Source organism: Rhizobium sp. Root483D2 (assembly GCF_001426685.1).
In the GTDB taxonomy this organism is placed as follows: domain Bacteria; phylum Pseudomonadota; class Alphaproteobacteria; order Rhizobiales; family Rhizobiaceae; genus Pararhizobium; species Pararhizobium qamdonense.
Window position 1 is genome coordinate 35,537 of the sequence record NZ_LMFB01000041.1, and the last position, 25,806, is coordinate 61,342.

The window sequence follows — 25,806 nt, forward strand, 5'->3', positions numbered from 1 at the left end:
CCTTTATGCCATTGCCGGTCTGGCGACGGTTGCGGATCGGGTTCCTTATTTTACAGGGACCGGCACTGCCGCTTTGGCGACCTTCACTGCATTTGGCAGATCTTTGATTGCTGCGGCCAGTGCAGCGGCGGCGCGTACCGTTCTGGGGCTCGCGCCGGTGGCCGCGTCCGGATCGGCGACCGATCTGACGACGGGCACCCTCCCTGACGCCCGCCTTCGCGCCGGTCTGCAGTCGATCGCCGTGACCGTCACGGATCTTAATACATTGACGCAAACGGGTGTCTACAAAGCTGCAGCGAGCGCGACGGGCTCGGCTGGTAACTCTGGCACGTACCTGCATCTCCAATTTGATGCGTCATACGCTGTGCAAGTGTTCTACCACGTATCATCGACGCTCTGCTTGACACGCATCATCGCCGCCGGCGTTCCGGGTTCCTGGGAGGCTGTCTACAACACAGCTGCTTTTCTCAACCCCGTCTACGCTCAAGTAGCCGGGCCAACGGCAGACAAGGGGCAGGCGCTCGGAACGGCCGCGCGTCGCTACTCGGATGTGCGAGCGTCTGCTGTTACCGTTGGGGGGGATGCCGAAACCTCATCCGTTGTTTTGATCAACGGTGCGGCTGCATCCAACAAGCTTTTCAGGTTCCGCTCCGCCAATGTGGACCGGTGGGCGCTTCTATCCGGCGCCACCACCGATAACTTCGTTTTAAATCGCTACAATGACAGCGGTGTTTTTGTCGATACGCCGATGACTGTGGACAGAACGAATGGCGTCCTCTCTCTTTTGGCCCCCCTGAAAAACCCCTCATTCACAGTTGCCACCCTCCCGGCGGCGTCGGCCTTTGCGCAGTGCCAAGCCTACGTCTCAAATGGCACCGGCAACAAGCGCCTTGCCGTCTCTGACGGCACCAACTGGCGCTTTCCCGATGGCGCAATCGTTTCCTAAACTCCATTCACTGAAGGAACTCCAATGCCCCTTACCGACCAGACGATCCCCTATGAAATCCTCGTCCGTTTCGACGAGGAGGGCGCCCCGAAAGGTGCGCACGTGCAGAGCCGCCGGCGCGTCATTCTTGATGGCGAGGTGCTGAAGGATGAAATACTGCCGGCGGCCCCGCTCCAGATGGAAGGCTTTCCGACCAGCGCGATCATGACGACGGCGACGCAGGCGGCGCTTTCGCAGGTGACTGCACTGAATGCGCAGGTCGAAACTTTGCAGGGTGATCTGGAGGCCGCTCTCGCCGCAATCGAGGCAGCCCATCAAGGTCGCGACCAGGCGCTAGAGGCAAAGTCGGCAGCGGAAATGCAGGCTACGATCCTACAAACGAATCTGGACCAGAAAACTACCCAGCTGCAGGAAGCGCAGGCGACTGTCTCAGCCCTGCAGGAGGAGGCAACATCGCGGCTCGCGCTGATCGCCGAGCTTACGGAGCAGCTTGCAACTGCTGCAAATCCCCTTTCAGCTGAAAATTAGCAGCGGCATTCCAAGCACAAACAGCGTTAGTGCCGCACCCGTCGTCAGCTTGACGGCTTTAACGAGCCGGTTTTTCCGGCCGTCCCAATCGTAAGTCATTCCTGCCCCTCGCTAATTTGCACAAATTTGGTGCGAGCGGGCAAAACGTCAATCCCCACAATTTGAGGAAATCACCATGAAAACGATCGCTGACATTCAGCGGCGGCTGCTTGCGCTTGGCTTCAAGGTCGGCAAGTCCGGTGCCGATGGCATCATGGGGCCGGACACTGAGAAGGCCATCACCGCTTTCAAAAAGTCGGTTGGCCTGCAGGCGCGGCCATACGTTGGCCCGCTCACGCTTGAAAAGCTGTTCGGTTACCCGGTCGCGGGGCAGAAGCCTTTGGGCTCCGGAGAGCCGCGATGGCTGACGTTTGCCCGCCGTTATTCCGGCCTACGGGAGATCAAGGGCAAGAACCACGCCCCGGAAATTCTGGAAATGTGGAAAACGCTCGGCCTACCTTTCAAGGACGATGAAACGCCCTGGTGCGCGGGCTTCATCGGGTTTGTTCTGGAAAGCTCCGGCATCACCTCGACACGCTCCGGCATGGCTCGATCCTATGAAAAGTGGGGCTTGAAGCTCGCTGGCCCGGCCGTGGGTTGCGTCGTCACGTTCAAGCGCACTGGTGGCGGTCATGTCGGGTTTGTCGTCGGCCGGGATAGCGCTGGCAATCTGATGGTTCTCGGCGGAAACCAGGCCGACGCCGTCAATATTAAACCTTTCGCAGTCTCCCGCGTCACCGGTTACTGGTGGCCGAAGGGCGAACCGTTGCCGGAAGGCGCGGTCCCGACCGTCCAAAGCGACGGCAAACTCTCTACCAACGAAGCCTAACCCGCCCTTAACATCAAGGAACTATCATGCGCTCTCTGCTCATCGTAGCAGCGGCATGCATTACGCTGTCCGCTTGCACCACCACATCGATCGACACTGCGATCCAGACCAATCTGCCAAAAGCCTGCCAGATCGTCGAGACGGCCCGCGTGGCGTTCTTGGCCGCTGCGGCAACCGGCAACGTCAAACCCCGCACCGTTGCGAAGGTGGAAGCGGCTTATGGCGGCGTTGTCATCATCTGCGCCAACCCTGCCGGCGTCACGGCCGCTGATGCGCTTGTCCGTGTCGTCTCCGCTTCCGTCATCATCTCGGCCGCGCTTAAGGAAGCGCAGACCGCCGAATAATTGGAGAAACTGCTATGAACCTCACCAGCTACGTCCCGGTTGTCGTCCGGTATGCCATCGTCTCGCTGATGGCCGCCATGTTCACGCATGGATGGCTTTCGCCCGAGCACAACGCCATCCTGGGTGAAAATCTCGATATCATCGTCTCCGCGCTCGTCGGTCTGCTGACCGTCGTCTGGGCTCTGGTGAAGCGCCCCTCCGCGAAGGCGATGGAGGCTGCCAAGGAAATTGATTCGCAGATCCCGGCGAACCAAGACGTGGTGATCAAAACACCTGGCAACGCGCCCGACATCACGGTGTCGGCGCCGGGGCAGAAATAACCGGATGCTTATCACCCACATCCGCCAAAACTTCGCAGCGTCTTTCTATCCAAGGCGCTCGGAGTGGATTGCCGCATTCACTCTGTTTGGAACGGGGTGGATGCTCTCGGCAAATCCCGACCTTATGGCGACCGCAAAGACACAGGCCTACAATCTGCTGCAGATGATAGCTCCGCAGCCGGTTTGGTCCGTTGTGCTGATGGTGTTTGCGTTCGCCCGCCTTCTTGTCCTCCTGGTCAACGGGGCTTGGCGACGAAGCCCCTACATGCGGGCGGCGATGGCGTTCTTGTCCTGCTTCTTGTGGACGCAGATTGTTCTTTCTTTTGCCCAGACGTTTGGTTTCGCCTTCATCCTGGCCGTGGGCTTCCTCGGCATGGATATGCTCAACATCATGTGCGCCATGGGCGATGCCCGCTCGATAGATCATGCTCATGCGCGGAGAAATGCCGGTGACGATCAATGAATTTTTGACCTACGCCGGCGTGTTCTTCGGCGGGCTACTCATGGCGCTCGCCGGATACCGCAAGAAGCCAACACAGAATGCAGTTGATCCGGTGGTTGCCAGCGTCGGACTGGAATTTGGCAATCGAATGCAGATGGATGAACTGATAGTGGAGACGAAACGAGTTGCCGACGGCGTTGCCGGCGTGGCGGCTAGCCTTGCGATTTTGGCTGATCGGGAGAGAGCAGACATCAAGGACGCGCTGGAAGATTTGCTCGAGCGTATTCCGGACCGGAGGTAAGTATGGTGCGATGGTCACTCCTACTCTTTCGACCTTCCCAATAATCAGCCGTAAGTGCTCTGTGCAGCGCCACTCGGTTTCACCTCGAACTCACTCGTCTGGGTCCGCTCGGTTCGGTAGGTTATAGCCAGATGTATGGATGCTTCCTGACGTATTTTCCCAATATGAGCGCACAGCTTCAGCGGAGTGGTAGAATTTCTCTGGTTGAAACGGTGAGCTTTCAATAGCATTTTTTAATCTTAAGTCGGAGATACGTTCTTCTATTTGAACGCAAAGCGCGGCGTCTTTTTCTTCGATGATTTTGGTGATTGTTTCTAAGCTTCTGGAAATCACCTCAGTCAGATCGGCGACAATATCTAAGTTGTAAATGGACCGTATCGAGCAGAAAGCGAGGCCTTCATGATCATCGGTAACAATATACGTCGGTCTTTCTTTGACCCAATCACGACCCGAAAAGAAGATCGGATCTCCAAAGTGAGCGATCACTTTGTCCCGAAGGTCAACGACCCGTGCATGGCAGGCTTTGTGACGCGACGTAAAATCTTTTGTAGCGCCGACGTTAGATCTGCGGCTTTGTTTTGAATGGCATGAACGAGTGTACATAAGTACGGCATGTGTGACCAAGGCCTCTCCATAGGCTTTTCTCATTTCCGCAAATTCATGTATGTTCTTCAATGTAGTTATTGAGTTACTTGCAGACCTTAAATCATTTCTTGTCGAGCAGCAGCTATCATACTGCCGTATTAGCCGACAAAAATCCGCGAAATCAGTTACTTTTTCCAGTTTTTCTCTAACTAGTCTAAAATCTATAGCGTATTTTTTCACGGATGCGTCCATTCAAAAAAAGAGGCGACACGCGCCGCTACGTTCAGGATTGAGTTGTTCGAGGGTTCAATTGCGCGATTTCATTTTACGCAAGCTCAGCTCCCAGTATCCCTCGACCTTTTGCGTGGCAAGCCGAGCTGTCGCCTCATAGCCAGCGTTCGGAGTTGGCGGGCTGCCCATGTGTGTTTTAGGGTACCAGCCTGCCCAGTGCCATTTCCCCTTCGTCGGCCCAGCCGTTTCCTTCCTGATCCGACCGATCGGCAGCACGCCATCCATTCCGATCCAATCCAAGTCCGTGGGCGGGTCGTTTTCATCTAGCTGGGTGCGGCGCCATTTGTATTTGGGCTGGTAGTCCGTCATCGGCTTTTTATCGTTCGCGCAATCTCGTCGTCTGTCTCAGCGTTCGCCATGATCATGAGGACCTGGTTATCGGCCAGCTCGACCATGGCCGTTGCCGCTTCGTCGAGTGCCCATCCTGCTGCGACGGCATCATCGAGCACTGCCCTGAAGCGCTCCTCCATTAACATCTGGCAGTGAAGGTGACGGTCGGGGTAGGGGCCGGACTGAGCAGGGGGCATGATGGCGCGCATGGCAATTCCTCCTGAATGGAGGATAGAGAGCGATGGTCAAAAGGCGAGGCCTACCGATACCGTCTGGACACAATTTCGAAAAGCATAATGAATGCTGACGAACAATCAGTGTCGAGAAAATCGCCGAGCCGTTGGATAGGTTCACTTTCCGTAGCTCGGCACGGAGGACTATTTTTCACTCTGATCAGCAACCCATGAATAGCACGAACTGCACTGAACCTATGCAATCGGACGGCACGGCCTATAATCCCCGTTCGCAGGGTTAACTCCATCCTTTGATCGCCGCTTTTGCTGCGTTGTCGTAGCTCGGCGTCAACTGGGCGCGGCTTATGCCTTCTCTATCCAAAAGACCAATCAAGGATTTTGCTTCCGCACTGGGAAGCGTCAGTTTTGTTAAAATTGGCTCGTCCAAAAACGCGTGCACTGTTTCCAAGTCTGGCCATTTTCCTCTTCCAAGGAAATATTGAGTCGAGTTTTGGATATCGGAAAATAGGCCTTTTTGAGCAAATAAATAGTGGTTGTCCCTCTCATGGAACTTGATGAGATGGATGCCAATATTGTCAAAGCCTATCTCTTTTGACGCCCTAGGGAACAGTATCGATTCCTTGATTGCCCAAACGCAAATCTTTTCGCCTCTGGGCTCTTCCGCGGCAAAAAAAGCAGCGACCAAAGGGTTTTCAGTCCAGTCGAGTAGTCCGGTCGGAATGCCGTGGTGTTGGGCTATCGCAGAGAGAGTCTGAGGTGGTGGCGATGGGGGCCATATTAGGCTGGACCGATCGGTCGGTTGCCGATGCAAGTAAGGCACCGGTAGCCCTATCTTGCGGCATGTTTCCGAAAAAATTGCTAGAGCGTCGGCAAGCGCGTTGTTCCAAGCTATTAGTTTTTTATCATCATCGCTTTCATCATTTGCATATTTCAGGCTTCCGTTTCTAATTCGTTCTTCAATCCTGTTGATGAGTGGCGTGAGAAGATTATGATCGCCCAGTTCGCGATGCCCTGACGGGAGAAGTAACCAGTCTGCATTGGCATGCCCTCGAAAGTAACTTCTTGTCGAAATTTGACCGCCATCCCACCATAAGTCATTTGATAGCCTCAATGCGGAAAGCAGTTCTTTCGCAGTCTTAAATTCGATAATGTTTATTTCTGCCATTTTCGGTACCGATTTAAATTATACTCAATCTGAGACGGCGCGGGTTACCCCGTCGTAAGATACCGTTATATCGCACGAATAGTACTGTACCAGCGTTGCGCGCTCATTGCATGAGTCATGTGATACATGGCGACTACTCCTTACAGGGCGGTCTCCGTGCCCAATTCACGTATTTGTCTATGTCACGGGATTTCAGGTGAGCGTAACGTTTCAAGGAATTCCATGAGCGGTGTCCTGACACGGTCGCAACATGCGGTATGGACCATCCCAACTCGAAGAGGCGTGATATCCCTTCATGGCGCAGGTCATGAAAATGAAGATCGTCGATATCCAGAAGGCTGCAGGCCCTGGTGAACGAGGTGCTGACTGATTTAGCTTCGTAGGGAAAGATGCGATCATCGTTCTGATGAGGAACAGCCTTTAGAACTGCCAAGGCCTCGGGTACTAGGTCGCACCAGACATGGTTACCGATCTTCTCACCCGGATTTTTCATGTCGCGCACCAGGACCCGTCCATGTTCGACATCGAGATCAGACCAAGTTATCCGGCAAACCTCGTCCTGGCGCCGCGTCGAAAACAGAGCAAACAATATGATTGATGACATCGGCGCCATGGTTGGTACGCGGATCTGTCGATCTTCATAGTGAGCAAGTATCTTGTCCAGCTCCTCAATCGTTGGCCGCCGGTCACGCTCTTTTGACCTGCCTGCTGTTCCTAAGCGCTTCAGCACTTTTTGCGCGTCGAGCATGGCGGTATAGTTTAGTTCAATACCCCAGGCGGGCTTGGCAATAGCGAAGATGGTTGAGAGGTGTGACAGATAATTTCCAACCGTTTGCGGCTGCCGCCCGTCGCCTAATTCCTGCGCGAACTCAACGATATCGGCACTTCCGATATCTCGGCATTTCATAGAGGCGATTTGAAAATCTTTAATGGATTTGAGCACCTGTGCCTTCGTCTTGCCGTATGACTTCTGGCTCTCGCTAACGTAACGATCGATGGCATCCGCCAAGGTAATATTAGGGTTCTTGCCGGTCGAAAGCGCGCCAGGCGCACTCAGTTCGTTTTCGCGCTTTTTCAGCCAGGCGTTGGCCGCCGGACGGCGCTCGAAGGTTTGCGCCTCCGAGTGAGCGATTTTGCCGTCTCGCTTTATCCTGATTTGCGCAGTATAAGATTTCGACCCATTCGCTCGTTTTCTCTCGGTTATCGTACCCATTGCCGGTGCTACACGCCTTCTCTCAGTGCTACGGCGTAGCATTAGCATGGAGGAAACGGCCGGAAAAGAGCGATAACGATATAAAACGAGACGTGAACGAATTGAAAACGTATAGTGAAAATCAAGGCCAGACAGGGTACTTCAAGCACCCCGTCTTTGCCGTCGCTCCGATGATCGACTGGACCGACCGGCACTACCGGTTTCTTGCCCGCCAGCTGTCCAAACATGCCTTGCTCTATACCGAGATGATCGTTTCCGAGGCCATCCTGCGGGGGGACCGGGAGAGGCTGTTGGGTTTCGATGCGGTGGAGCATCCGGTGGCCTTGCAACTGGGCGGCAATGATCCCGGCAAGATGGCGCGCGCCGCGCGGATCGGCGAAGAGTTCGGCTATGCCGAGATCAATATCAATGTCGGCTGTCCCTCCGACCGGGTGCAGTCGGGCACGTTTGGTGCCTGCCTGATGCGCGAGCCTGCGGTTGTGGCGGAATGCGTGGCGGCCATGAAGGCTGCTGTGTCTATTCCCGTCACGGTCAAGTGCCGGATCGGGGTGGACGATCAGGATCCGGAGCTTGCGCTGCGCGATCTCGTATCGCGGGTGACGCAGGCTGGCGCCGATGCGGTCTGGGTGCATGCCCGCAAAGCCTGGCTACAGGGACTGTCGCCCAAGGAAAACCGCGATATCCCGCCGCTGGATTACGATCTCGTTCACCGGCTGAAGGCGGAAAATCCCAGTCTTTTCATTGGTATCAATGGCGGTCTTGGCAGTTTGAATCAAGCGTTCGAAGAGTTGAACAAGGGGGCTGCTCTCGACGGCGTCATGCTGGGGCGGGCGCCCTATCATGACAGTGCCATGCTGACGGCGGTGGATGGTGTGTTTCCGCATCCGGTCTCGGGGGCTGCGCCCTTGGATGTCAGCAGTGAGACTTTTACCGCCAACGGACACCGGCAGTCGCTGGCATTCTGGGGCGGGGTGCGGGATGCGATGATGGGCTATGCGGCCCGGCATATCGCCTCCGGCGGGCGGCTGATCCATGTGACCCGTCATATGGTCGGCCTCTTCCAGGGCTGGCCGGGCGCCCGGCGCTTCCGTCAGATCCTGTCGGCGGATGCGACGCGGGCAGGCGCCGGGCCGGAGGTGATTGCCGCAGCGTTTGAGGCGGTGTTTGTTGCGGCAGAGGCGAAGGAATTGGTGAGTAGTGAGTAGTTTTTAGCGAATAGTGAGTAGCGAATAGCGAATAGAAGAGATTGCACTATTCACTATTCACTATTCACTATTCGCTATTCGCTATTCGCTATTCGCTATTCGCTATTCACTACCCACTACCCACTACCCACTACCCACTAAAACCTACCCACTAAAACCTACCCACCAACAAAAAAACGGCGCCCCAGAAGGACGCCGTTTAATTCAGTGTTCGCAGGCAGTCGGATCTAGGCTTAGTCGGCCTGGATGTTGACGGCCTTCGGGCCTTTGCCCATGCGATCCGGCTCGGTGTCGAAGGTGACCTGCTGGCCGTCCTTCAGGGTCTGGAGGCCAGCGGCCTGCAGCGCGGAGATGTGAACGAACACGTCCTTAGCGCCGCCTTCCGGCGTGATGAAACCAAAACCCTTGTCCTGGTTGAAGAATTTTACGGTGCCCTTGGTGGCCATGGGAGAAGTCCTTTTTTCCCTTAATGATGTGTCTTCACCCCTGCCAGGGTGGAGACGTTTTTCTTTCCGGTGTTGTCTTTATTTCGGAAAGCCAGTCGGTGAAGTCACGATAACGGGGAAAGAACGTCTACAGTGCCGTTTTTATCGACACGCCCGGATTACCTCCGGGACCATACAGCCAGTCCAGTCTCCGGGATAGAAAACGCCCGAACGCGGAAATATTTGCAGCAAAAAAAGAAAATAGCAAGCGTTTAATCCTTTGCACTCAACCGCCTGGCGGTGCTGCGTCCGGGATGCACCAGGGCGGGACATTGACAGGGTTTTGCGCGGCGCTGACGCCATGGCCGGGGAAAACCGGACGGTGTCGCGATCTCACCACAATTTGGTCCCGGCAATGTCCGATTAAGGGGCCGTGTCAGGGTAACGGTTGGCCGCGCCGCATCCGCTTTTGGGTTGATGCCGGGTGGGCTAAAGGGTAGGTCAGGAGCGGACTGGACGAATGCTTGGACTGAAGAGGTGGCGTCGTGATCGACCCCTATGAAACGCTGGGACTGGAGCGCGGCGCCGACGATCAGGCGGTCAAGGCGGCCTATCGCAAGCTGGTGAAGACGGTTCATCCCGACAGCGGCGGCGAACCGGAGGCCTTCGGCCGGCTGCAGGCAAGCTATGACCTGTTGAAGGACCCCGTGCGCCGCAAGGTCTATGACAATACCGGTTATGATCCGCAGCTGGCCGACCCGCGCGATCTGCAGGGCATCCTCAAGCTGGAAACGCTGGTCAACGACTTCATCCTCGACGAGCGCGAGCCCGGCAGTTTCGACCCCGTCGCCGCCATGCGCCGCAAACTGTCTGATGATATCGTCAAGAGCCGGTTTCACATTCTCGAACTGGAGCGTCATCGCGCCCGCGTCCGTCAGCATCTCGACCGGCTGGGCCGCCGCCCGGCCGCCGATATTCTTGGCTCGATGCTGCGCACCCGCTCGCAATCGATCGCCGACGCCATCCGCAGCGCCGAGGCGCAGATCGAGGCGACCGAACAGGCCTATACGATCCTGGAGGGCTATTCCTACGAGCTGGAACGGCTGGAGGCGGCGGCGGAGTAGAGCGCGCGTTGTGTTGCGGGGTCTCTTTCTGGGAGCGGCTTCGCATTTACGCCGTTTGCTGCGGTTGGCGTGGCGGCGACAGGATTTTTTCCCTCGTGCGGCGGAAGGCGTTGAAGCGGCGCTTATCGCGAGGCGGGTTTTTGGGGGTGAGCTTTGGGAGAGCCTGGGGGTGCCCCTCACCAACAAAATCTAACACTTAGCCTTCGGCTAAGGTGTTGATTTTGTGTCCTCTCCCGCAAGGGGAGAGGTAAGGTTGCGGCGCTTTTTGGGGTAAATTCACCCCCGCAGAGGGTGTTGAAAGGGCAGAGTTTCGTGGGCGGTATCGCTCGTGCTTTTGCCACTGTTGCCCCACGGTGCTACTGCGCTCCATCAAACAAAGCACTCAAGCTCCACGGGTATTCCCCCTGCTGGTTAGCGATATCATCAACTTTCCAGCCGCCATGTTCCTGGACGAGGGTGTAGTAGAGCGTCACCGGTTCGGAATTCTCGAAGGAGACTTCGACTTCGGCGGTGCCGTCGAGGACGATCGGTTCGCCGATCTCGACATGAGTGGCCTGGCCGTCCTGGCCGGAGATGATCGGGTCGAAGTCGATCGTGCCGCTGTCGCCAGGTTCCGTGGTGTCGGCGTCGTCCTGGAAGCGGGCGTTCAACTGGTCGGAGAAGAACGGGGAATAGAGCGACGGGGCACCGTCGCTGGTCTGGGCCGTGTCGTAGCGGTAAAGCGCCTGCAGCAGTGCCTGCGGCGTCTTGTAGGTCTGGGCGGCAGCAGGAGAGGCTGAGAGGGCTGACAGTGTGGTCAGGAAGAGAGCGAGGGCGGGCAGGCGCATGGGGCTTGGTCCTGGGCTTGGGGTGTTTCTGGAGGAGTAGCCGATGGGGGCTGGTCTGGCCATGCTGCATTTTTGGGGGCTTGGGGTGGCGGTGGAGATGGAGGCGGTGGCCTCCGGCCCCCTCATCCGCCCTTCGGGCACCTTCTCCCCGCTGGGGAGAAGAGGGAGCGTGGGGCCAGCGGCGGGGCTTCCACGCTGGGGAGAAGAGGGAGCGTAGGGATAGCGACGGCCTTCCCCGCTGGAGAGAAGGTAAGGCAGGGGGCTCGCGGCGGGCTCCCCCTTCTCCCCAGCGGGGAGAAGGGCCGAGCGAAGCGAGGCGATGAGGGGGCGGTTCGGCGTAGAGGGAGTTTGAGGCGGTGGCCTTCGGCCCCGTCATCCGGCACTTTGCATCATTTCTCCCCGCTGGGGGAAAGCGAGATTCGCTTGAGCTTGGGCGGGATCATACCCCTCACCAAGTTCGCCTTGCCAATCGGCTTTGCCTCTTGGGGCGAACTATCCTCTCCCGCAAGGGGAGAGGAAAGGCCCCGGACTCTCCGCCGGGGGAGAAAAAAGGTTCCGGACTCGGGGGGCGATTACTGACCCGGCCGGCCCGTCTTTCCCTTGGTTTTCTTCTGGCGCTTCATATCGCCGGCGTCCTCGTAGGAGCCGGCGCCCGGCTTGGCGCGGATGAAGGGTTTGGCGCCGGCGGCGGGGTCGTGCTTTTGCGGTTGGCCTTCCAGGAGCGGTGCGATGCGGTTTCCGGGCTCGGTCTTCGGCTTTTCCGGCAGCTTGCCCGTGGTGTTCAGCGGCTTTTCGGTGCGGCCGACGGTCATTTCGTCGAGGCTGTTCTTGCGGAACAGGCTGCTCTGCGGGCGGGCAGGCGTGGCGATGTCGCGGCCCATCTCGTCGAGACCGGGCTTGCGGAATGTGCTGGGGACGGTGGTGTCTCCGGGCGCGCCACGCTCACCGGAATCGCCACGATCACGATTCTCACCGGGCTCGCCACGCTCACCGGGCTCGTTCAGGGGTGACGGTTTGCGGGCCGGGCGGGTCATGTCGGTGCCCGGGCCCATGTCGTCGAGGCTGGGTTTGGCGAAGAGCGAGGGACCCCTCACCACGCTTGCCTCGCCAATCGGCTGCGCCTGTTGGGGTAAGCTATCATCTCCCGCAAGGGGAGAGGCAGGGCCCCCGTTTGCCGCACCCTTCTTTTTCGAACCGGTGGGCTTGCCGCTGCCTTCCATCGCTCTTGCCTCTTGCCGAGCCATCGGATCGTCCATGACGGCGAGTTCGGCGGCCTTGAGGCGTTTGATTTCGTCGCGCAGGCGGGCGGCGGTTTCGAAGTCGAGGTCGGCGGCGGCGTTGCGCATCTGTTTTTCCAGCGCTTCCAGATGGGCGGCGAGGTTGTTGCCGACCATGTCAGTGATGCCGCCCTTGACGCCGCGAATGCCGATATCGGCGCGGACATGGTCCTTTTCGTAAACGGAATCGAGGATGTCGGAAATGCGGGCCTTGACCGATTCCGGTGTGATGCCGTGGGCCTCGTTATAGGCCACCTGTTTTTCGCGGCGGCGCGAGGTTTCCTCCATGGCGCGCTTCATCGAGCCGGTGATCTGGTCGGCATAGAGGATGACCTTGCCATCGACGTTACGCGCGGCGCGGCCGATCGTCTGGACCAGCGAGGTTTCCGAGCGCAAAAAGCCTTCCTTATCGGCATCGAGAATGGCGACGAAGCCGCATTCGGGGATGTCAAGGCCTTCGCGCAACAGGTTGATGCCGACCAGCACATCGAACGCACCCAGACGCAAGTCGCGGATGATCTCGATGCGCTCCAGAGTGTCGATATCCGAGTGCATGTAGCGGACGCGAATACCCTGTTCGTGCAGATATTCGGTGAGGTCCTCGGCCATGCGCTTGGTGAGCACGGTGACCAGCGTGCGGTAGCCGGCCTGCGCGGTCTCGCGGATTTCGCCGAGCACGTCGTCCACCTGGGTTTTGGCCGAGCGGACCTCGACGGGCGGGTCGATCAGGCCCGTGGGGCGGATGACCTGTTCGGCAAAGACGCCGCCGGACTGTTCCAGCTCCCAGGCGGCCGGGGTCGCCGACACAGCGATCGTATCGGGGCGCATGGCATCCCATTCCTCGAAGCGCAGCGGCCGGTTGTCCATGCACGATGGCAGGCGGAAGCCGTATTCCGCCAGCGTCGCCTTGCGCCTGAAGTCGCCCCGGTACATGCCGCCGATCTGGCTGACCGAGACATGGCTTTCGTCGATGAACAGGAGGGCGTTGTCCGGGATATATTCGAACAGGGTCGGCGGTGGCTCGCCGGGGCTGCGGCCCGTCAGATAGCGCGAATAGTTTTCGATGCCGGCGCAGGAACCGGTGGCTTCCAGCATCTCGATATCGTAGCGGGTGCGCTGTTCCAGCCGCTGGGCTTCAAGCAGGCGGCCGCCCTTTTCCAGTTCGGCCAAGCGCAGCTTCAGCTCTTCCTTGATCGACTTGATCGCCTGGTTGAGCGTCGGGCGCGGCGTCACATAGTGGGAATTGGCGTAGATCTTGACGCTCTTCAGGTCGTCGGTCTTCTGGCCGGTGAGCGGATCGAACTCGGTAATCCCGTCAATCTCGTCGCCGAACATCGAGATGCGCCAGGCTGCGTCTTCCAAATGCGCCGGGAAGATTTCGATCGTATCACCACGCACGCGAAAACTGCCGCGCTGAAAATCCATGTCGCGGCGCTTGTATTGCTGGGCGACGAGATCGGCGAGCAACTGGCGCTGGTCGAGCCGGTCGCCGACCGTCATCTGGAAGGTCATCGCGGTATAGGTCTCGACCGAGCCGATACCATAGATGCAGGAGACCGAGGCGACGATGATGACGTCGTCGCGTTCGATCAGCGAGCGGGTGGCGGAGTGGCGCATCCGGTCGATCTGCTCGTTGATCGAGGATTCCTTCTCGATGAACGTGTCCGAGCGCGGCACATAGGCTTCCGGCTGGTAGTAATCGTAGTAGGAGACGAAATATTCGACCGCGTTGTCGGGGAAGAAGTTCTTGAACTCGGAATAAAGCTGGGCGGCCAGCGTCTTGTTCGGGGCCAGGATGACGGCGGGGCGTTGTGTAGCCTCGATCACCTTCGCCATGGTGAAGGTCTTGCCGGAACCGGTGACGCCGAGCAGGACCTGGGAGCGGTCGCCGTTCGACAGGCCCTCGACGAGATCCTTGATGGCTGTCGGCTGGTCGCCGGCCGGTTCGAAATCCGACTGCATGCGGATGGCGATGCCGCCTTCGGACTTTTCCGGCCGGGCCGGCCGGTGCGGCGTCCACAGCTTGCCGTCCTTGAACAACGGATTGCCGGATTCGATCAGCGCCGAGAGGGCCTCGACGGTGGCGGTGACGGAGCCGGATGCCAGCGCCTCTGCGTCCTCCAAAGAGGTGTTCATGCCGGACACGGGGTTCAGGCCGGCGGCGGCCCGCGCTTTCGGGTCCGACGTTCCGCCCATGGAGGTGCCACGGGCCGAGCGGCTGGCGCCGACCGTGTCCTTGCCGGCCTTGTCCTGCTTCGCCTTCTGGGCGGCGATCTCGACTTTCTTGCGGTGCTTGCCCGCCTTGGAGGCGACGTCGTGGCGGGTCTCGATCGTCTCGGCCTCGGCCATGCGCTGCAGTTCGTTGGCCCAATCGGACACATTCGACGACAGGGGGGCGCCTTCGAACGACGCCTGGGGGGCCTCCTCGAAGCCGCTAAGGTCGGGACGGGGGGATTTTTTTGGTGCTTTCGACATGCGGGGAATATGGAGAGAGTCCGGTGAAATGTGAAGGGGGCGATGAGGTCGAAAAGGAAAGGGTATGGCGGGCTACTGCCAGTTTCTGACATGAGCTGTTTGCGCCGGCATCAGGCGGTCCGGCCTTCGGGCGCGTGTGGTGCGACGCTGTTGCGCCAGATCAGAAACGGCACCAGCGCCAGGACGGCAATCGCGCCATGCACCCAATAGGCCAGCGCAAAGCCATAGGTCTGTACCAGCCAGCCGGCGACGATATTGCTGGTGGAGGCGCCAATGCCCTGCACCGTCATGACGGCGGCCAGGCCGACATTGAAGCGGCCGGAGCCGGACAGGATGCGCTCGGCGGCAATCGGCGTGGCGATGCCGATCAGCCCGGCGCCGAGGCCATCGAGGATCTGCACGGGATAGACCATCCAGAAATCGCCGATGCTGCCGGCGATCGCGCCCCGGATGGGCAGGGCGCAGAGCGCGATGATGAAGACGGCGGCCAGGCCGAAACGGCGGATCAGAAAGGGGGCGGCGATGGCCGCGCCGATCATCGTCAGCTGCGCGACGCCGGTGATCAGCGCCGTGGTGCGGAACGGTGTTCCCAGTTCGACGGAGAATTGCTGGGCTACCAGCCGGCTGATCGGCGCATTGCCGAAATGAAAGACCAGCATGACCACGGCCAGAACGACGAGACCGGGCGTGCCGATCAGCACCGAATAGCCTGACGGGCCGGGCGCGCCGTCGTCATGGCCGAGGCCACGGGCGACCTTATGGTCGATCTTCGCGGGATCGATCATCAGGGCTGCGCCGACGGCGCCGATGGCGGTGATGATCATCAAGGCGATGATGCCGCCCATGCCGAAGAACACGGTGGCTGCATAGACGCCGGCCAGCGACACGACATTGCCGGCATGGTTCCAGAACTCGTTGCGCGAGACCTGTGCCGGAAAGGCCGCCTCGCCGACAATGCCCAGCGTCAGGCCCATCAGCGCCGGACCGATGACGGCACCGACGATCGCCGTGACCGTCTGGCCGCCGACGACGACGGAGACATTGGGAATGGCCAGCGTCAAAAGTGCCGCCACGGTGACCAGGATCACCGGCACGATGACCAGCAGCCGCTTGTACACCGTGCCATCAACGAGTGCCCCGAACAGCGGCGTCGAGACCATGCCGAGAATGCCGCCGAACGTGGCGATCATGCCGAGCGAGAACGGCGACCAGCCGTTTGTCGCCAGATAGGCATCGAGGAAGGGGCCAAGCCCATCGCGGGCATCTGCCAAAAAGAAGTTCAGCGCAGCAAGCGCGATCAGCGGCGTTCCCGCCCTGACAGAGGTGGAGGATGGCGACACGCGAAGTCTCCCGGTGGCGATGAGCGAAGGGTTGTCAGGGGCAATATCAGGCTGTCAGAGGGCCGTCTTTGAGCGTTGCATTCGCTCAGTTTCCGGCAGAGACGAAAATGCCGGAAAGCGGTAAAAGTTCCACCGCGCCCGGCGCCTTCCGGCCCGTCTGAAAAAGCCGCAATCCGCTCTGAAATTCGGCCTTGAAGTTGTTTGCGGGAACGGTACATGCTTGCCACCGTTTGCCATCGCACTCCCAAGGATTCGAATATGCCTTTTTCATTGAATACGGCGGCCGTCCTGCCGATCGTGCTGCTCGTCCTGTCCAACATTTTCATGACCTTCGCCTGGTACGGGCACCTCAAATTCACCTCGTCGCCACTCTACATGGCGATTATCGCCAGCTGGGGCATCGCCTTCTTCGAGTATTGCCTGGCGGTTCCGGCCAACCGGATCGGCCATGAGGTCTATTCGGCTGCACAGCTGAAGACGATGCAGGAGGTGATCACACTGGTGGTGTTTGCGATCTTCTCGGTGTTCTGGCTGAAGGAATCGCTGACCTGGAACCATGCCATCGGATTCTGCATGATCGCGGGTGGTGCGGCTTTCGTGTTCAAGGGCTGAGTTCCGCTCCGGCCGGATCGTACGAGGCTCTCACATCAGGGCTGGTCTATCGGCGAGGATGTGATACCGGACGGGCATGCTGCTTCTGAAACTCACGCTCGTTCCGTTCTTTCTTCTCGTTGTCTCGATGGCCGCCGTGCGCTGGGGACCGGGTGTGGCCGGCTGGCTGGCCGGCCTGCCGATCGTGGCCGGGCCGATCCTCTATCTGCTGGTGCTGGAACATGGGCCGGTGTTCGGCGCCGGGGCTGCGGCGGCGGCCTTGTCGGCGATCTTCGCATCGGAGGCGTTCAACCTCGCCTATGCCTGGACATGCCGGAAATATCATTATGCCGTCGCGGCCGTGATGGGACTTGCCGCGTGGTTCATCGCGGCCTTCACTCTCACCAGCCTGCCGGGATCGCCGTCCATTGCGCTGGGCGCGGCGCTGCTTGGCGTCGCCTGTGCGCAGACTTTCCTGCCGCGAACCCAGGCCGCCGCCAAGGTCATATCGATCACCCGCACCGATCTCGTGATGCGCATGATCTCCGGCGCGGTGCTGACGCTGGCGGTGACGATGCTGTCGGTGTCGCTGGGGGCACAGTGGAGCGGCGTACTCAGCGTGTTTCCGCTGCTCGGGCTGATCCTGTCGGTATCGTCGCAGCGCGCCTATGGCCCGGATTTTGTCGTCCGGCTGCTGCGCGGCATGGTGCTCGGACGGTTTTCGTTTGCGGCCTTCTGCCTGTGCCTGATCTGGACGCTGCCCGGACAGAATGCCGAGATCGCGTTTCTGATCTCGTCGCTGGCATCCGTCACAGTGCAATGGGCGAGCCGGCAGATCGCCGCAGCCTTTCGCCGGGCCGCGGCGTAGGAATCAGTTCGAACCGCCAAACAGCGTGTCGAGGATCTGGCCTTCCAGCCGGGCCAGTTCAGGCGCGCCGTGGCGGCGGGGGCGTTCTAGCGGGATATCCAGATCCAGCGCGATCCTGCCGTGATCGATGACGATGATGCGGTCGGCGAGCGCCACGGCCTCGGCGACATCATGGGTGACCAGAACGGCGGTAAACGCCTGCTGCTGCCAGATGCTTTCGAGCAGGTGCTGCATTTCGATGCGGGTCAGCGCATCGAGCGCGCCGAGCGGCTCGTCGAGCGCCAGGATATAGGGATGGGCGACCAGCGCGCGGGCAAGCGCAACACGTTGGCGCTGGCCGCCTGACAACACGGAAGGCCATTCTTCGGCGCGGTCGGCCAGCCCGACTTCGCTGAGGATGGAAAGCGATTGTTCGCGCGCCTGCGCGCCCTTGGCGATGCCGGTGAGGCCCACCTCGACATTCTTGGCGATCTTTGCCCAGGGCAGCAGGCGCGGTTCCTGGAACATGATGCGGGTGCGGTTTTCACCTTCCGCGCCCTTGTTGACGGTCAGCGTGCCCGATGTCGGCTTGTCGAGGCCGGTCAACAGCCGCAGCAGCGTGCTCTTGCCGCAGCCGCTCTTGCCGATGACGGCAATGAACTGGCCGGCGGGCACATCGAGATCGATATTATCCAGCACGGTCTTGTCGCCGAATTTTCGGCTGATGCCACGGAAGGAAAAGGCGATGTCGCGGTTTTCGCGTTCGCGCGGCTGGGGCGCGGCATAGGGAAACCATTGGCCCGGAGCCGTTTCGCGCAGCGCGCGCGCTTCCGCCGTTTCTTTTGCCGAGTGCGCTGAGGCTGGGTGTACTGTGGCCGGATGCGCTGGCTTGTTTTTTTGATCGAGGGCGATGACGGACATGTTCGGTACTCCGTATTTTTCGTTTCGCGATGGGTCAGGCGGTCTGGAAGGCGGGATGCCATTGCAGCGTCAACCGTTCCAGCAGCCTGGCAAAGCTGTCGGCGAGCTTGCCGAGCAGCGCGTAGATCAAGATCGACAAGACGACGACATCGATCAGCAGGAATTCGCGCGCCTGCATGGCCATGTAACCGAGGCCGGAAGACGCGGCGATGGTTTCGGCGACGATCAGCGTCAGCCACATGATGCCCAGCGCATAGCGCAGGCCGACGAAGATGGCGGGCAGGGCGCCGGGGAGAATGACGCGGAAGAACAGCGTGGTGCGCGACATGCCATAGACGCGGCCCATCTCGACCAGCTGCGGATCGACGCTCTGGATGCCGAGCAGGGTGTTGACATAGATCGGGAAGAACACGCCGAGCGCCACGAGGAAGAGCTTTGCCTCCTCGTCAATGCCGAACCACAGGATGACCAGCGGGATCAGCGCCAGATGCGGAATGTTGCGGACCATCTGCAGGGTCGTATCGGTCAGGTTGCGCGACAGGCCCGAGAGACCATTGGCAAGACCGAAGATCAGGCCGATCGAGCCGCCGATCACAAAGCCGGACAGCGCGCGGGCGGTGCTGACGCCGATATTGCGGATGAGTTCGCCGGACAGCAGCAGACGCCAGAAGGCTTCGGCAACGGCGGAGGGGGCGGCCATGACATTGGGCGAGATCAGCCCGGTGCGGGCGGCAATTTCCCAGGCAAGCACGATCAGGGCCGGCAAAAGCCAGCCGGTGCCATTGCGCAGGATCGATTGACCGGTGGATTTCATCATCTGCCCTTTACTTCGCGCGTTTTCGTCATTCTGCAAACGCGAAAACACCCTGTCTGATTGTTCATCGCAAGACCGCAGCGGATGCGCGCTGGAACGTTCTCTTGCGTGCCGGCCCGGATCGGCCGGCACGCTGCCGCATTTCCTGGGAGGAAATCAGTTCGACGGTGCCGTCCAGACGGCATCGGCGATGGTGATCTGCTTGGGGATCAGGCCGAGCTTGAAGAAGCGGTCGGCAGTCTGCTGCTGGCTGGCGACGATCTGCGGGGTGATCGGCTCGATGCCGAACTTGGTGCGGTTGGCGGCGATCGTCTGGGCTTCGAGCGGCACGCCGGTGACCTCGTGCAGGGCTTCGGCCACCTTGTCGCGGTTGGCATCCGCCCAGACTGCGGCTTCCTTCAGGGCGGCGATGGTGGTGGTGACCGTTTCGGGATGGTCCTTGGCGAAGTCGCGATTGGCCAGGAAATAGGTTTTGACATCCAGCGCCTGCGCCGACGTCGTCAGAACGCGCGGCTTGTAGCGGGTTTCGGCGATGGCGAAGAAGGGATCCCAGACGGCCCAGGCATCGATCTTGTCGCTGGCAAAGGCGGCCGCCGCATCGGCGGGGCTCAGATAGACCGGAGTGACGTCCTTGAATTCGATGCCGGCCTTTTCGAGCGCTGCGACGACGAGATTATGGGCCGAAGTGCCCTTGCCGACGCCGATTTTCTTGCCCTTCAGATCGGCGAGAGACTGGATCGGCGAGTCCGGCTTGACGAAAATCGCTTCACCGGCGCCATTTGCAGGAAGGGCGGCGACATAGGTGATGGCGGAGCCTGCGGCCTGGCCGAAGATCGGCGGCGCATCGCCGGTCCAGCCGACATTGATCGAGCCGACATTTAAGGCCTCGACCAAAGGCGGACCGGCGGTGAATTCGACCCAGGAGACGGTGATCCCCTTCGGTTCAAGTGCCTTTTCGATGATCTGCTGCTGGCGGGCGATGACCGGCAGGCCGGTCTTCTGATAGCCGATCTTGAATTCGGTCAGTTCGGCGGCGAACGCGGCTGTTGCAGACAGGCCGGTGGCGGAAAGCAGGCTGGCGGCAACAAGGCCGGCGCCGAACAGGCGTCTTGTCAGTGTGAGCATCGATCCCTCTTAGTCGTTGGCGGAGACGCTTCTCCGCGTGATGTGGGATCATGCTAGTGAAATCTAGCGTGCTTATAGAGTTTATTTATTTTGTAGATTGGACGCGCAGCGAAACGCTTTTCCGTGAGCGCAGGACATTGGGGGATTTTTCCGCCGCTCAGTCCAGCAAATCGAAGGCGCGGAAAATCCAGACGACTTGATAGGTGAGCCCGGCAATCAGGAAGGCGGCGTGAAAACGGCGGTTGGCGGTCAGGGCCGCGATGATGCAGAGCAGGATATAGACGGCGTTTCGCAGCGGGTATTCCACGCCGTAGGACAGGAAATACTGCTTGCCCTTGACGGCGGTGTCGATGAGATCGACGGCATAGGCGAGCGCCAAAAAGCCGAAGAACCAGGCGCGGCGCGACATGAAATAATGCTCATAGCCGCTGTAATCCTCCATCGAAGTGGGAAACAGGAGGACGCAGAGGAAAAAGAAGATGCAGCAATAGGAAATGACGAAGAGATAGACGCTGAAATCGATCACCGGCACCGAATGCAGCCGGTACTCCCACCACCAGAAATAGATTAGGAACAGGAACATGAAGAGCACCCAGCCAAGGTGCAGCCAGTAGATCCTGGTCTTGCCGGGATGCTGGACGAACAATGCAAGGCCGGTGAGCAGCCGGGCCATCGAGAGGCTGATGACCATGCCCATGACGACGCGAATATGCGAGAAAATCTGCGGATCGACGGGCTGGTCCATGGCTTGGACCTTTATGAGTGCCGGGCTTTCAAGATCAGGCCTCGGGCGGCACCGGTTTCGGATGGCCGGTCTCGTCGAGCGCCACCATGACGAACAGCGCATCGGTGACCTTGTCCATCCGGTCGGAAAGATAGCGCTGCGCCCAGACCTCGACCTTCAGCGTCATCGAGGTGCGCCCGACCTTGACGACATCGGTGTAGATGCACAGCGTATCGCCGATCTTGACCGGCATTTCGAAGGCCATTTCCTTGACGGCGGCGGTGACGACGCGGCCGCGGGCGCGCTCGGCGGCGCGGATGCCGCAGGACAGATCCATCTGCGCCATCACCCAGCCGCCGAAAATATCGCCGGCGGCATTGGCATCGGCCGGCATGGCCAGCGTGCGCAGGGTGAGGTCGCCGTTCGGTTTGGCCATGGTCATCGCTCTCCGTTTGATGCGATGTAACCTGAGGAGCCGCGATCGGAAAAGACCCCCGTAGCAAATATCCCGGCCTTGTGCTTCAGAACTCCGGAATGAACAAAGGGTAAACCGGCTATCCTCAATTTTAGGGGTATCCTGTTAGGAAGTTCGAAAATTCCAGACGGTATCGTGCGGCCATAAATCTAAGGGGGATTGGCTGTATGAAACATTTCCGTATTTCCGTGCGCCTGTATGCGCTGGTGGGGCTGGCGCTTTTGATGATGGCGGCCGTGATGACGCTGGGGCTGTTCCAGGAACAGGACAAGCTGGTGGCGCAGCGCAAGGCCATGCTGGAGGCGATGAACGAGAACGCGGTGACGGTGTTCAATGCCTATTACAAGCAGGAACAGGCCGGAACGCTCACCCAAAAGGACGCGCAGGCGCGCGCCATCGAGGCGATCCAGGCGATGCGCTATCAAGATAGCGGCTACTTCTTCATCACCGACATGAAGAGCATGATGATCATGCATCCGATCAAGCCGGCCCTTGATGGCACCGACCAGACGGAGAACAAGGATCCGACCGGCAAGCGCATCTTCGTCGAGTTTGCCAAAAAGGTTGCCGCCGAGGGCAAGGGGTTCGTCGATTATTATTGGCCGAAGCCCGGCGCCGAGGAGCCGGTGTTGAAATATTCGCATGTGGCAGGATTTGCGCCCTGGGGCTGGATCGTCGGCACCGGCGTCTATGCCGACGACCTGGCCGCCATGTTTACCGAAGGCCTGATCCAGGTCGCCGTCATCTGCGCATTCGCCGCGCTGGTCATTCTGCTTGCGGCTTTCTCCATCGTGCGTAGCGTCGTCGGTCCGATCGAGCGGCTGAAGGCTTCGATGCGGGCGATTGCCGATGAGGACGTGTCGTCTGCCGTTCCGGAAACCGGGCGTAAGGACGAGATCGGCCAGATGGCCGGTGTTCTCGTGGTGCTGCGCGATTCCGTCAAGGAGCGCATCGGGCTGCGGCAGCGCGAGGCCGAGCAGCAGAGCCAGCTCGATGCCGAGCGGCGCAGCAACGAACACCGCGCCCAATCGGACGCGCAGACGCAGGCCGATGCCATGGGGGCGATCGGCAGTGCGCTGGAGAAATTGGCCAGCGGCGACCTGACGGCCGAGATCGCCACGATCGCACCGGAATATTCCAAGCTGCGCGATGATTTCAACACGGCCGTTGGCGCCCTGCGCGGCGTCATCCAATCGATCGCGCATTCGACCGAGGTGGTCTATGGCAGCGCCGGTGACATTTCCGAAGCGGCCAACAACCTGTCGCGCCGCACCGAGCAGCAGGCGGCCGCACTCGAAGAGACAGCGGCGGCACTCGACGAGATCACCTCAACCGTCAGAAGCGCATCCGACCGCGCGGCCGAAGCCCGCGAAATGGTCGATGAGACCAAGGGCAGCGCTGCCAAATCCGGCGATATCGTCCGCAACGCCATTGCCGCGATGACCAGGATCGAAGGTTCCTCCACGAAAATCAGCCAGATCATCGGCGTCATCGACGAGATCGCCTTCCAGACCAATCTTTTGGCGCTGAATGCCGGTGTCGAGGCGGCGCGTGCGGGCGAAGCAGGGCGCGGTTTTGCCGTCGTTGCGCAGGAAGTGCGTGAACTGGCGCAGCGGTCAGCCGGTGCCGCCAAGGAGATCAAGGAGCTGATCCGCAACTCGGCCACCGAAGTCGAAACCGGGGTGACGCTGGTGCGCTCGACCGGCGAGGCGCTGACGGAAATCGAAAAGCTGGTCAACCGGGTGAACGAACACGTAGCCTCGATCGCCACGGCTGCCCGCGAACAAGCGACGGGGCTTGCCGAGGTCAACACCGCCGTCAACAGCATGGACCAGATGACGCAGCAGAATGCGGCCATGGTCGAGGAGACGACGGCGGCCAGCCAGACCCTGGCACAGGAGAGCCGCGAGCTGAAAAGCCTGCTGCAGACCTTCCGCCTGACCGCCGGCAACCGGCATGCGAACTACAGCCGCGCGGCCTGATCGCATCCAAAAGACGGAAATGCCAATTGCCCGCGTTCGACAAGACGCGGGCTTTTTCTTGTGTGTGATGGGTTGGGTTTTCGAGGGAATGGTGAGTGCTGCAATATCCTGTCTTCCCAACCTATTGCATTGCCTGAAGCAGCGCGTCTGCAACTGACCTTGCCAGCTTCGTGACTGTCTCTGGTGCGACCTTTCCCCTGAGCTGCACGTTGCCGTTCTGCAGAACACGCCATTGCTGCAGCCGAATATGCTGGCAGCGGACGTACGGGAAGGGTGCGCTGCAGCAACAAGAAATAGAATTTTTTTACAACTATTTGGTTGTATTATTCCGATAAGAGTTGTAGCGTTCTTGAGGCCATTTATGGTTGCAGCGCTGGGAGGCGATTTCAACAGAATTGATTTGGAGAGAAGCTTAGCCGTCGGCTGAGCTGAATGCGTTATGTATTGCCTTCGCAAATTTGGCGGACAAAGGCGCTGCGTCGCAATTCTATATTTATGCGCTGCGGATTTATATTAATGGAGGAGGAGTTAAAATGAGGATATTTGCAAGCCTGACTGTTTTGGCAGGGTTTATTTTTCCCCTGGGATCAGCGATTGCGCAAGATACAACTGAAATCGTGCAGACCAGCCTGGGTGCCGTCCAGGGGGAGGTTGTTGACGGCGTCGAGAATTTCTATGGTATACCCTTTGCCGCGCCTCCCGTGGGAGAATTGCGATGGGCGCCACCGCAAGCGGCGAAACGCTGGGAGGGCGTCCGCCCGGCGACCGATTTCGCACCGAGCTGCTCGCAGCGGGACGGCCTTGATGCGCCGCGATCGGAAAATGAGGATTGCCTATACCTGAATGTGCAGCGTCCGGCAGGAACGGCTGCGAAAGCCAACCTTCCGGTGCTGGTTTACATTCATGGTGGCGGGTTTTTCAACGGTAGTGCCAATGTCGAGAACCTCGAAAAGCTCGTTCGCGACAACAATATTGTCGGCATTGCGATCAATTACCGTCTTGGCAGCCTCGGCTTCCTGGCTCATCCGGCACTGACTGCGGCCGCCGGCGAGTCTGGAAACTATGCTTTCATGGATCAGCAGGCGGCCTTGCGCTGGGTGCAGGAGAATGCGGCCAGCTTTGGCGGCGATCCCAAAGCCGTCACGATTGCCGGCGAGTCGGCAGGGGGCAACAGCGTCTGTGTGCAAATGGTAACGCCCGGGTCGAAGGGGCTGTTTTCAAAAGTAATTTTGCAGAGCTCCAGATGTGGTGGTTCACCGCCGGTGGGCAAAGCCGAACAGACCGGCGAAAAGCTGGCCGCCGAACTGAATTGCACCGGGAGCAATGACGAGATCCTTGCTTGTCTGCGCGCCAAGCCGGTCGCTGAACTCCTCGCTGCAAAAACAGTGACCACGGAACGGGCAACCGGCACCGCTTTCCTGCCAACGGATCCTTTGGTGGCCCTTCAAAATGGCGACTTTACCAAAGTTCCGGTCCTGGTCGGCTCCCAGAGCGACGAAGGGCGCAGCATGATCATCGACTGGCGGAAGAAACATATCCCGGAATATGACCGGGAGGGTTATATCAAGTTTGTCCGCGACCGTTTCGGCGAGGACGCCGACGCCGTGCTGAACGTCTGGCCCTGGCCTTCGGACGCCACGCGCTACACCGGGACCTATCTCGTCGCCTCGCTGCGCTATGCCAACACGGCCACGGGCCTCGGACAATGTGCCACAAACGACATGACCAATGTGTTTGCCAAGCATGCCCCCACCTTCGCTTACCTGTTCAGCCACCAGAGTGGACCGGGCTGGTTCCCGGTTGAGGGCTATGTCTGGGGCGCGAGCCATGCAACGGACCTGGCCTATCTGATGCCGAAGCGTCCTTCCCCCGGCGTCAATTCCAACGAATTCGGCCCGGCCGAACGGCAAATCTCAGACGAGATGGTCCGCTATTGGGGCGCTTTCATCAAGAATGGCAATCCGGCCGTCGAAGGTCAGGTGGCATGGCCGGCCTATACGGCCGGAAGCGGACCGATCCTGTCGATCCGCGGTCCGGCCGATGCGGTGCCTATTCCCATGGCCGCGCTGCGCAGCTCCTACAATTGTGAGTTCAGCGCCTATCTCGCGACTAAATAATCCGGGTCAC

Annotated in this window: 26 protein-coding genes and 1 pseudogene; 13 read left to right on the plus strand and 14 right to left on the minus strand. The window is 59.7% G+C overall.

Annotation, left to right across the window (positions count from 1 at the left end; translation table 11 throughout):
* The 7 genes and pseudogenes from ASD32_RS24980 to ASD32_RS25010 all read left to right on the plus strand — a co-directional run.
* Positions 1-946: pseudogene (locus tag ASD32_RS24980) on the plus strand (hypothetical protein); the annotation flags it as partial.
* A 24-nt stretch (positions 947-970) separates the two neighbouring features.
* The gene (locus ASD32_RS24985) at positions 971-1,474 is read left to right on the plus strand and encodes a hypothetical protein (protein ID WP_060640746.1); all 504 of its coding nucleotides are present in this window, start codon (positions 971-973) and stop codon (positions 1,472-1,474) included.
* A 175-nt stretch (positions 1,475-1,649) separates the two neighbouring features.
* Positions 1,650-2,342 carry a TIGR02594 family protein gene (locus tag ASD32_RS24990; protein WP_082546929.1) on the plus strand — a complete coding sequence of 231 codons (693 nt, stop codon included), beginning with the start codon at positions 1,650-1,652 and terminating at the stop codon, positions 2,340-2,342.
* A 26-nt stretch (positions 2,343-2,368) separates the two neighbouring features.
* Positions 2,369-2,686: a hypothetical protein gene (locus ASD32_RS24995; RefSeq protein ID WP_060640747.1), complete on the plus strand. Its 318-nt coding sequence runs from the start codon at positions 2,369-2,371 to the stop codon at positions 2,684-2,686.
* A 14-nt stretch (positions 2,687-2,700) separates the two neighbouring features.
* Positions 2,701-3,006 (plus strand): hypothetical protein, encoded by a 306-nt coding sequence (locus ASD32_RS25000; protein ID WP_060640748.1) that lies wholly within the window; start codon positions 2,701-2,703, stop codon positions 3,004-3,006.
* A gap of 4 nt (positions 3,007-3,010) precedes the next feature.
* A complete protein-coding gene (locus ASD32_RS25005; protein WP_060640749.1) occupies positions 3,011-3,469 on the plus strand; it encodes a hypothetical protein in 459 nt (152 codons plus the stop codon).
* A complete protein-coding gene (locus tag ASD32_RS25010; RefSeq protein ID WP_060640750.1) occupies positions 3,456-3,749 on the plus strand; it encodes a hypothetical protein in 294 nt (97 codons plus the stop codon). The genes ASD32_RS25005 and ASD32_RS25010 overlap by 14 nt, the downstream gene beginning before the upstream one ends.
* A gap of 90 nt (positions 3,750-3,839) precedes the next feature.
* Here ASD32_RS25010 and ASD32_RS29830 read toward each other — a convergent pair whose 3' ends face one another.
* The 5 genes from ASD32_RS29830 to ASD32_RS25030 all read right to left on the minus strand — a co-directional run bounded on the left by ASD32_RS29830 (position 3,840) and on the right by ASD32_RS25030 (position 7,527).
* Entirely contained in the window at positions 3,840-4,574 is a 735-nt protein-coding gene (locus ASD32_RS29830; RefSeq protein WP_156383347.1) for a hypothetical protein, read from the minus strand.
* A gap of 66 nt (positions 4,575-4,640) precedes the next feature.
* Positions 4,641-4,934, minus strand: coding sequence for a hypothetical protein (locus tag ASD32_RS25015; RefSeq protein WP_060640751.1), 294 nt, complete (start codon positions 4,932-4,934; stop codon positions 4,641-4,643).
* On the minus strand, positions 4,931-5,164 hold the full coding sequence (locus ASD32_RS25020) for a hypothetical protein (protein WP_060640752.1): 234 nt from the start codon (positions 5,162-5,164) through the stop codon (positions 4,931-4,933). Before ASD32_RS25020 ends, ASD32_RS25015 begins: the two co-directional genes overlap by 4 nt.
* Before the next feature lie 262 nt (positions 5,165-5,426).
* Positions 5,427-6,314: an FRG domain-containing protein gene (locus ASD32_RS29225; protein WP_082546930.1), complete on the minus strand. Its 888-nt coding sequence runs from the start codon at positions 6,312-6,314 to the stop codon at positions 5,427-5,429.
* Between the two features lie 133 nt (positions 6,315-6,447).
* On the minus strand, positions 6,448-7,527 hold the full coding sequence (locus ASD32_RS25030; RefSeq protein WP_060640754.1) for a site-specific integrase: 1,080 nt from the start codon (positions 7,525-7,527) through the stop codon (positions 6,448-6,450).
* A 92-nt stretch (positions 7,528-7,619) separates the two neighbouring features.
* On the opposite strand from ASD32_RS25030, the gene dusA reads away from it, so the two are divergent.
* A complete protein-coding gene (gene dusA, locus ASD32_RS25035) occupies positions 7,620-8,732 on the plus strand; it encodes a tRNA dihydrouridine(20/20a) synthase DusA (RefSeq protein WP_156383348.1) in 1,113 nt (370 codons plus the stop codon).
* 233 nt (positions 8,733-8,965) lie between these two features.
* On the opposite strand, the gene ASD32_RS25040 is transcribed toward dusA, so the two are convergent.
* Positions 8,966-9,178: a cold-shock protein gene (locus tag ASD32_RS25040; protein ID WP_037095903.1), complete on the minus strand. Its 213-nt coding sequence runs from the start codon at positions 9,176-9,178 to the stop codon at positions 8,966-8,968.
* Positions 9,179-9,702: 524 nt separating this feature from the next.
* Between ASD32_RS25040 and ASD32_RS25045 the strand changes: the two genes are divergently transcribed.
* Positions 9,703-10,281, plus strand: coding sequence for a J domain-containing protein (locus ASD32_RS25045; protein WP_060640755.1), 579 nt, complete (start codon positions 9,703-9,705; stop codon positions 10,279-10,281).
* Positions 10,282-10,637: 356 nt separating this feature from the next.
* On the opposite strand, the gene ASD32_RS25050 is transcribed toward ASD32_RS25045, so the two are convergent.
* The 3 genes from ASD32_RS25050 to ASD32_RS25060 all read right to left on the minus strand — a co-directional run bounded on the left by ASD32_RS25050 (position 10,638) and on the right by ASD32_RS25060 (position 16,200).
* Positions 10,638-11,108, minus strand: a complete 471-nt coding sequence (locus tag ASD32_RS25050) for a DUF3828 domain-containing protein (RefSeq protein ID WP_060640756.1) — start codon at positions 11,106-11,108, stop codon at positions 10,638-10,640.
* 572 nt (positions 11,109-11,680) lie between these two features.
* A complete protein-coding gene (uvrB, locus tag ASD32_RS25055; protein ID WP_060640757.1) occupies positions 11,681-14,860 on the minus strand; it encodes an excinuclease ABC subunit UvrB in 3,180 nt (1,059 codons plus the stop codon).
* A gap of 110 nt (positions 14,861-14,970) precedes the next feature.
* A complete protein-coding gene (locus ASD32_RS25060) occupies positions 14,971-16,200 on the minus strand; it encodes an MFS transporter (protein WP_060640758.1) in 1,230 nt (409 codons plus the stop codon).
* Between the two features lie 258 nt (positions 16,201-16,458).
* Between ASD32_RS25060 and ASD32_RS25065 the strand changes: the two genes are divergently transcribed.
* Both ASD32_RS25065 and ASD32_RS25070 read left to right on the plus strand, forming a co-directional pair.
* Positions 16,459-16,812, plus strand: coding sequence for a DMT family protein (locus ASD32_RS25065; protein ID WP_037096567.1), 354 nt, complete (start codon positions 16,459-16,461; stop codon positions 16,810-16,812).
* Between the two features lie 76 nt (positions 16,813-16,888).
* Positions 16,889-17,659 carry a hypothetical protein gene (locus ASD32_RS25070; RefSeq protein WP_060640759.1) on the plus strand — a complete coding sequence of 257 codons (771 nt, stop codon included), beginning with the start codon at positions 16,889-16,891 and terminating at the stop codon, positions 17,657-17,659.
* A 3-nt stretch (positions 17,660-17,662) separates the two neighbouring features.
* On the opposite strand, the gene ASD32_RS25075 is transcribed toward ASD32_RS25070, so the two are convergent.
* From ASD32_RS25075 to ASD32_RS25095, 5 genes are all read right to left on the minus strand, one after another.
* A complete protein-coding gene (locus ASD32_RS25075) occupies positions 17,663-18,559 on the minus strand; it encodes an ATP-binding cassette domain-containing protein (protein WP_082546931.1) in 897 nt (298 codons plus the stop codon).
* 34 nt (positions 18,560-18,593) lie between these two features.
* Positions 18,594-19,373, minus strand: a complete 780-nt coding sequence (locus ASD32_RS25080) for an ABC transporter permease subunit (RefSeq protein ID WP_060640992.1) — start codon at positions 19,371-19,373, stop codon at positions 18,594-18,596.
* A 156-nt stretch (positions 19,374-19,529) separates the two neighbouring features.
* Complete coding sequence (locus ASD32_RS25085; RefSeq protein ID WP_060640760.1) at positions 19,530-20,498, minus strand: aliphatic sulfonate ABC transporter substrate-binding protein; 969 nt, start codon at positions 20,496-20,498, stop codon at positions 19,530-19,532.
* 157 nt (positions 20,499-20,655) lie between these two features.
* Positions 20,656-21,243: a hypothetical protein gene (locus ASD32_RS25090; RefSeq protein ID WP_060640761.1), complete on the minus strand. Its 588-nt coding sequence runs from the start codon at positions 21,241-21,243 to the stop codon at positions 20,656-20,658.
* A gap of 34 nt (positions 21,244-21,277) precedes the next feature.
* Positions 21,278-21,664, minus strand: coding sequence for an acyl-CoA thioesterase (locus ASD32_RS25095; protein ID WP_060640762.1), 387 nt, complete (start codon positions 21,662-21,664; stop codon positions 21,278-21,280).
* Between the two features lie 200 nt (positions 21,665-21,864).
* Here ASD32_RS25095 and ASD32_RS25100 point away from each other — a divergent pair, with 200 nt between their 5' ends.
* A complete protein-coding gene (locus ASD32_RS25100; protein ID WP_060640763.1) occupies positions 21,865-23,679 on the plus strand; it encodes a methyl-accepting chemotaxis protein in 1,815 nt (604 codons plus the stop codon).
* Between the two features lie 458 nt (positions 23,680-24,137).
* Positions 24,138-25,796 carry a carboxylesterase family protein gene (locus ASD32_RS25105; protein ID WP_156383349.1) on the plus strand — a complete coding sequence of 553 codons (1,659 nt, stop codon included), beginning with the start codon at positions 24,138-24,140 and terminating at the stop codon, positions 25,794-25,796.
* Positions 25,797-25,806 lie beyond the last annotated feature (10 nt).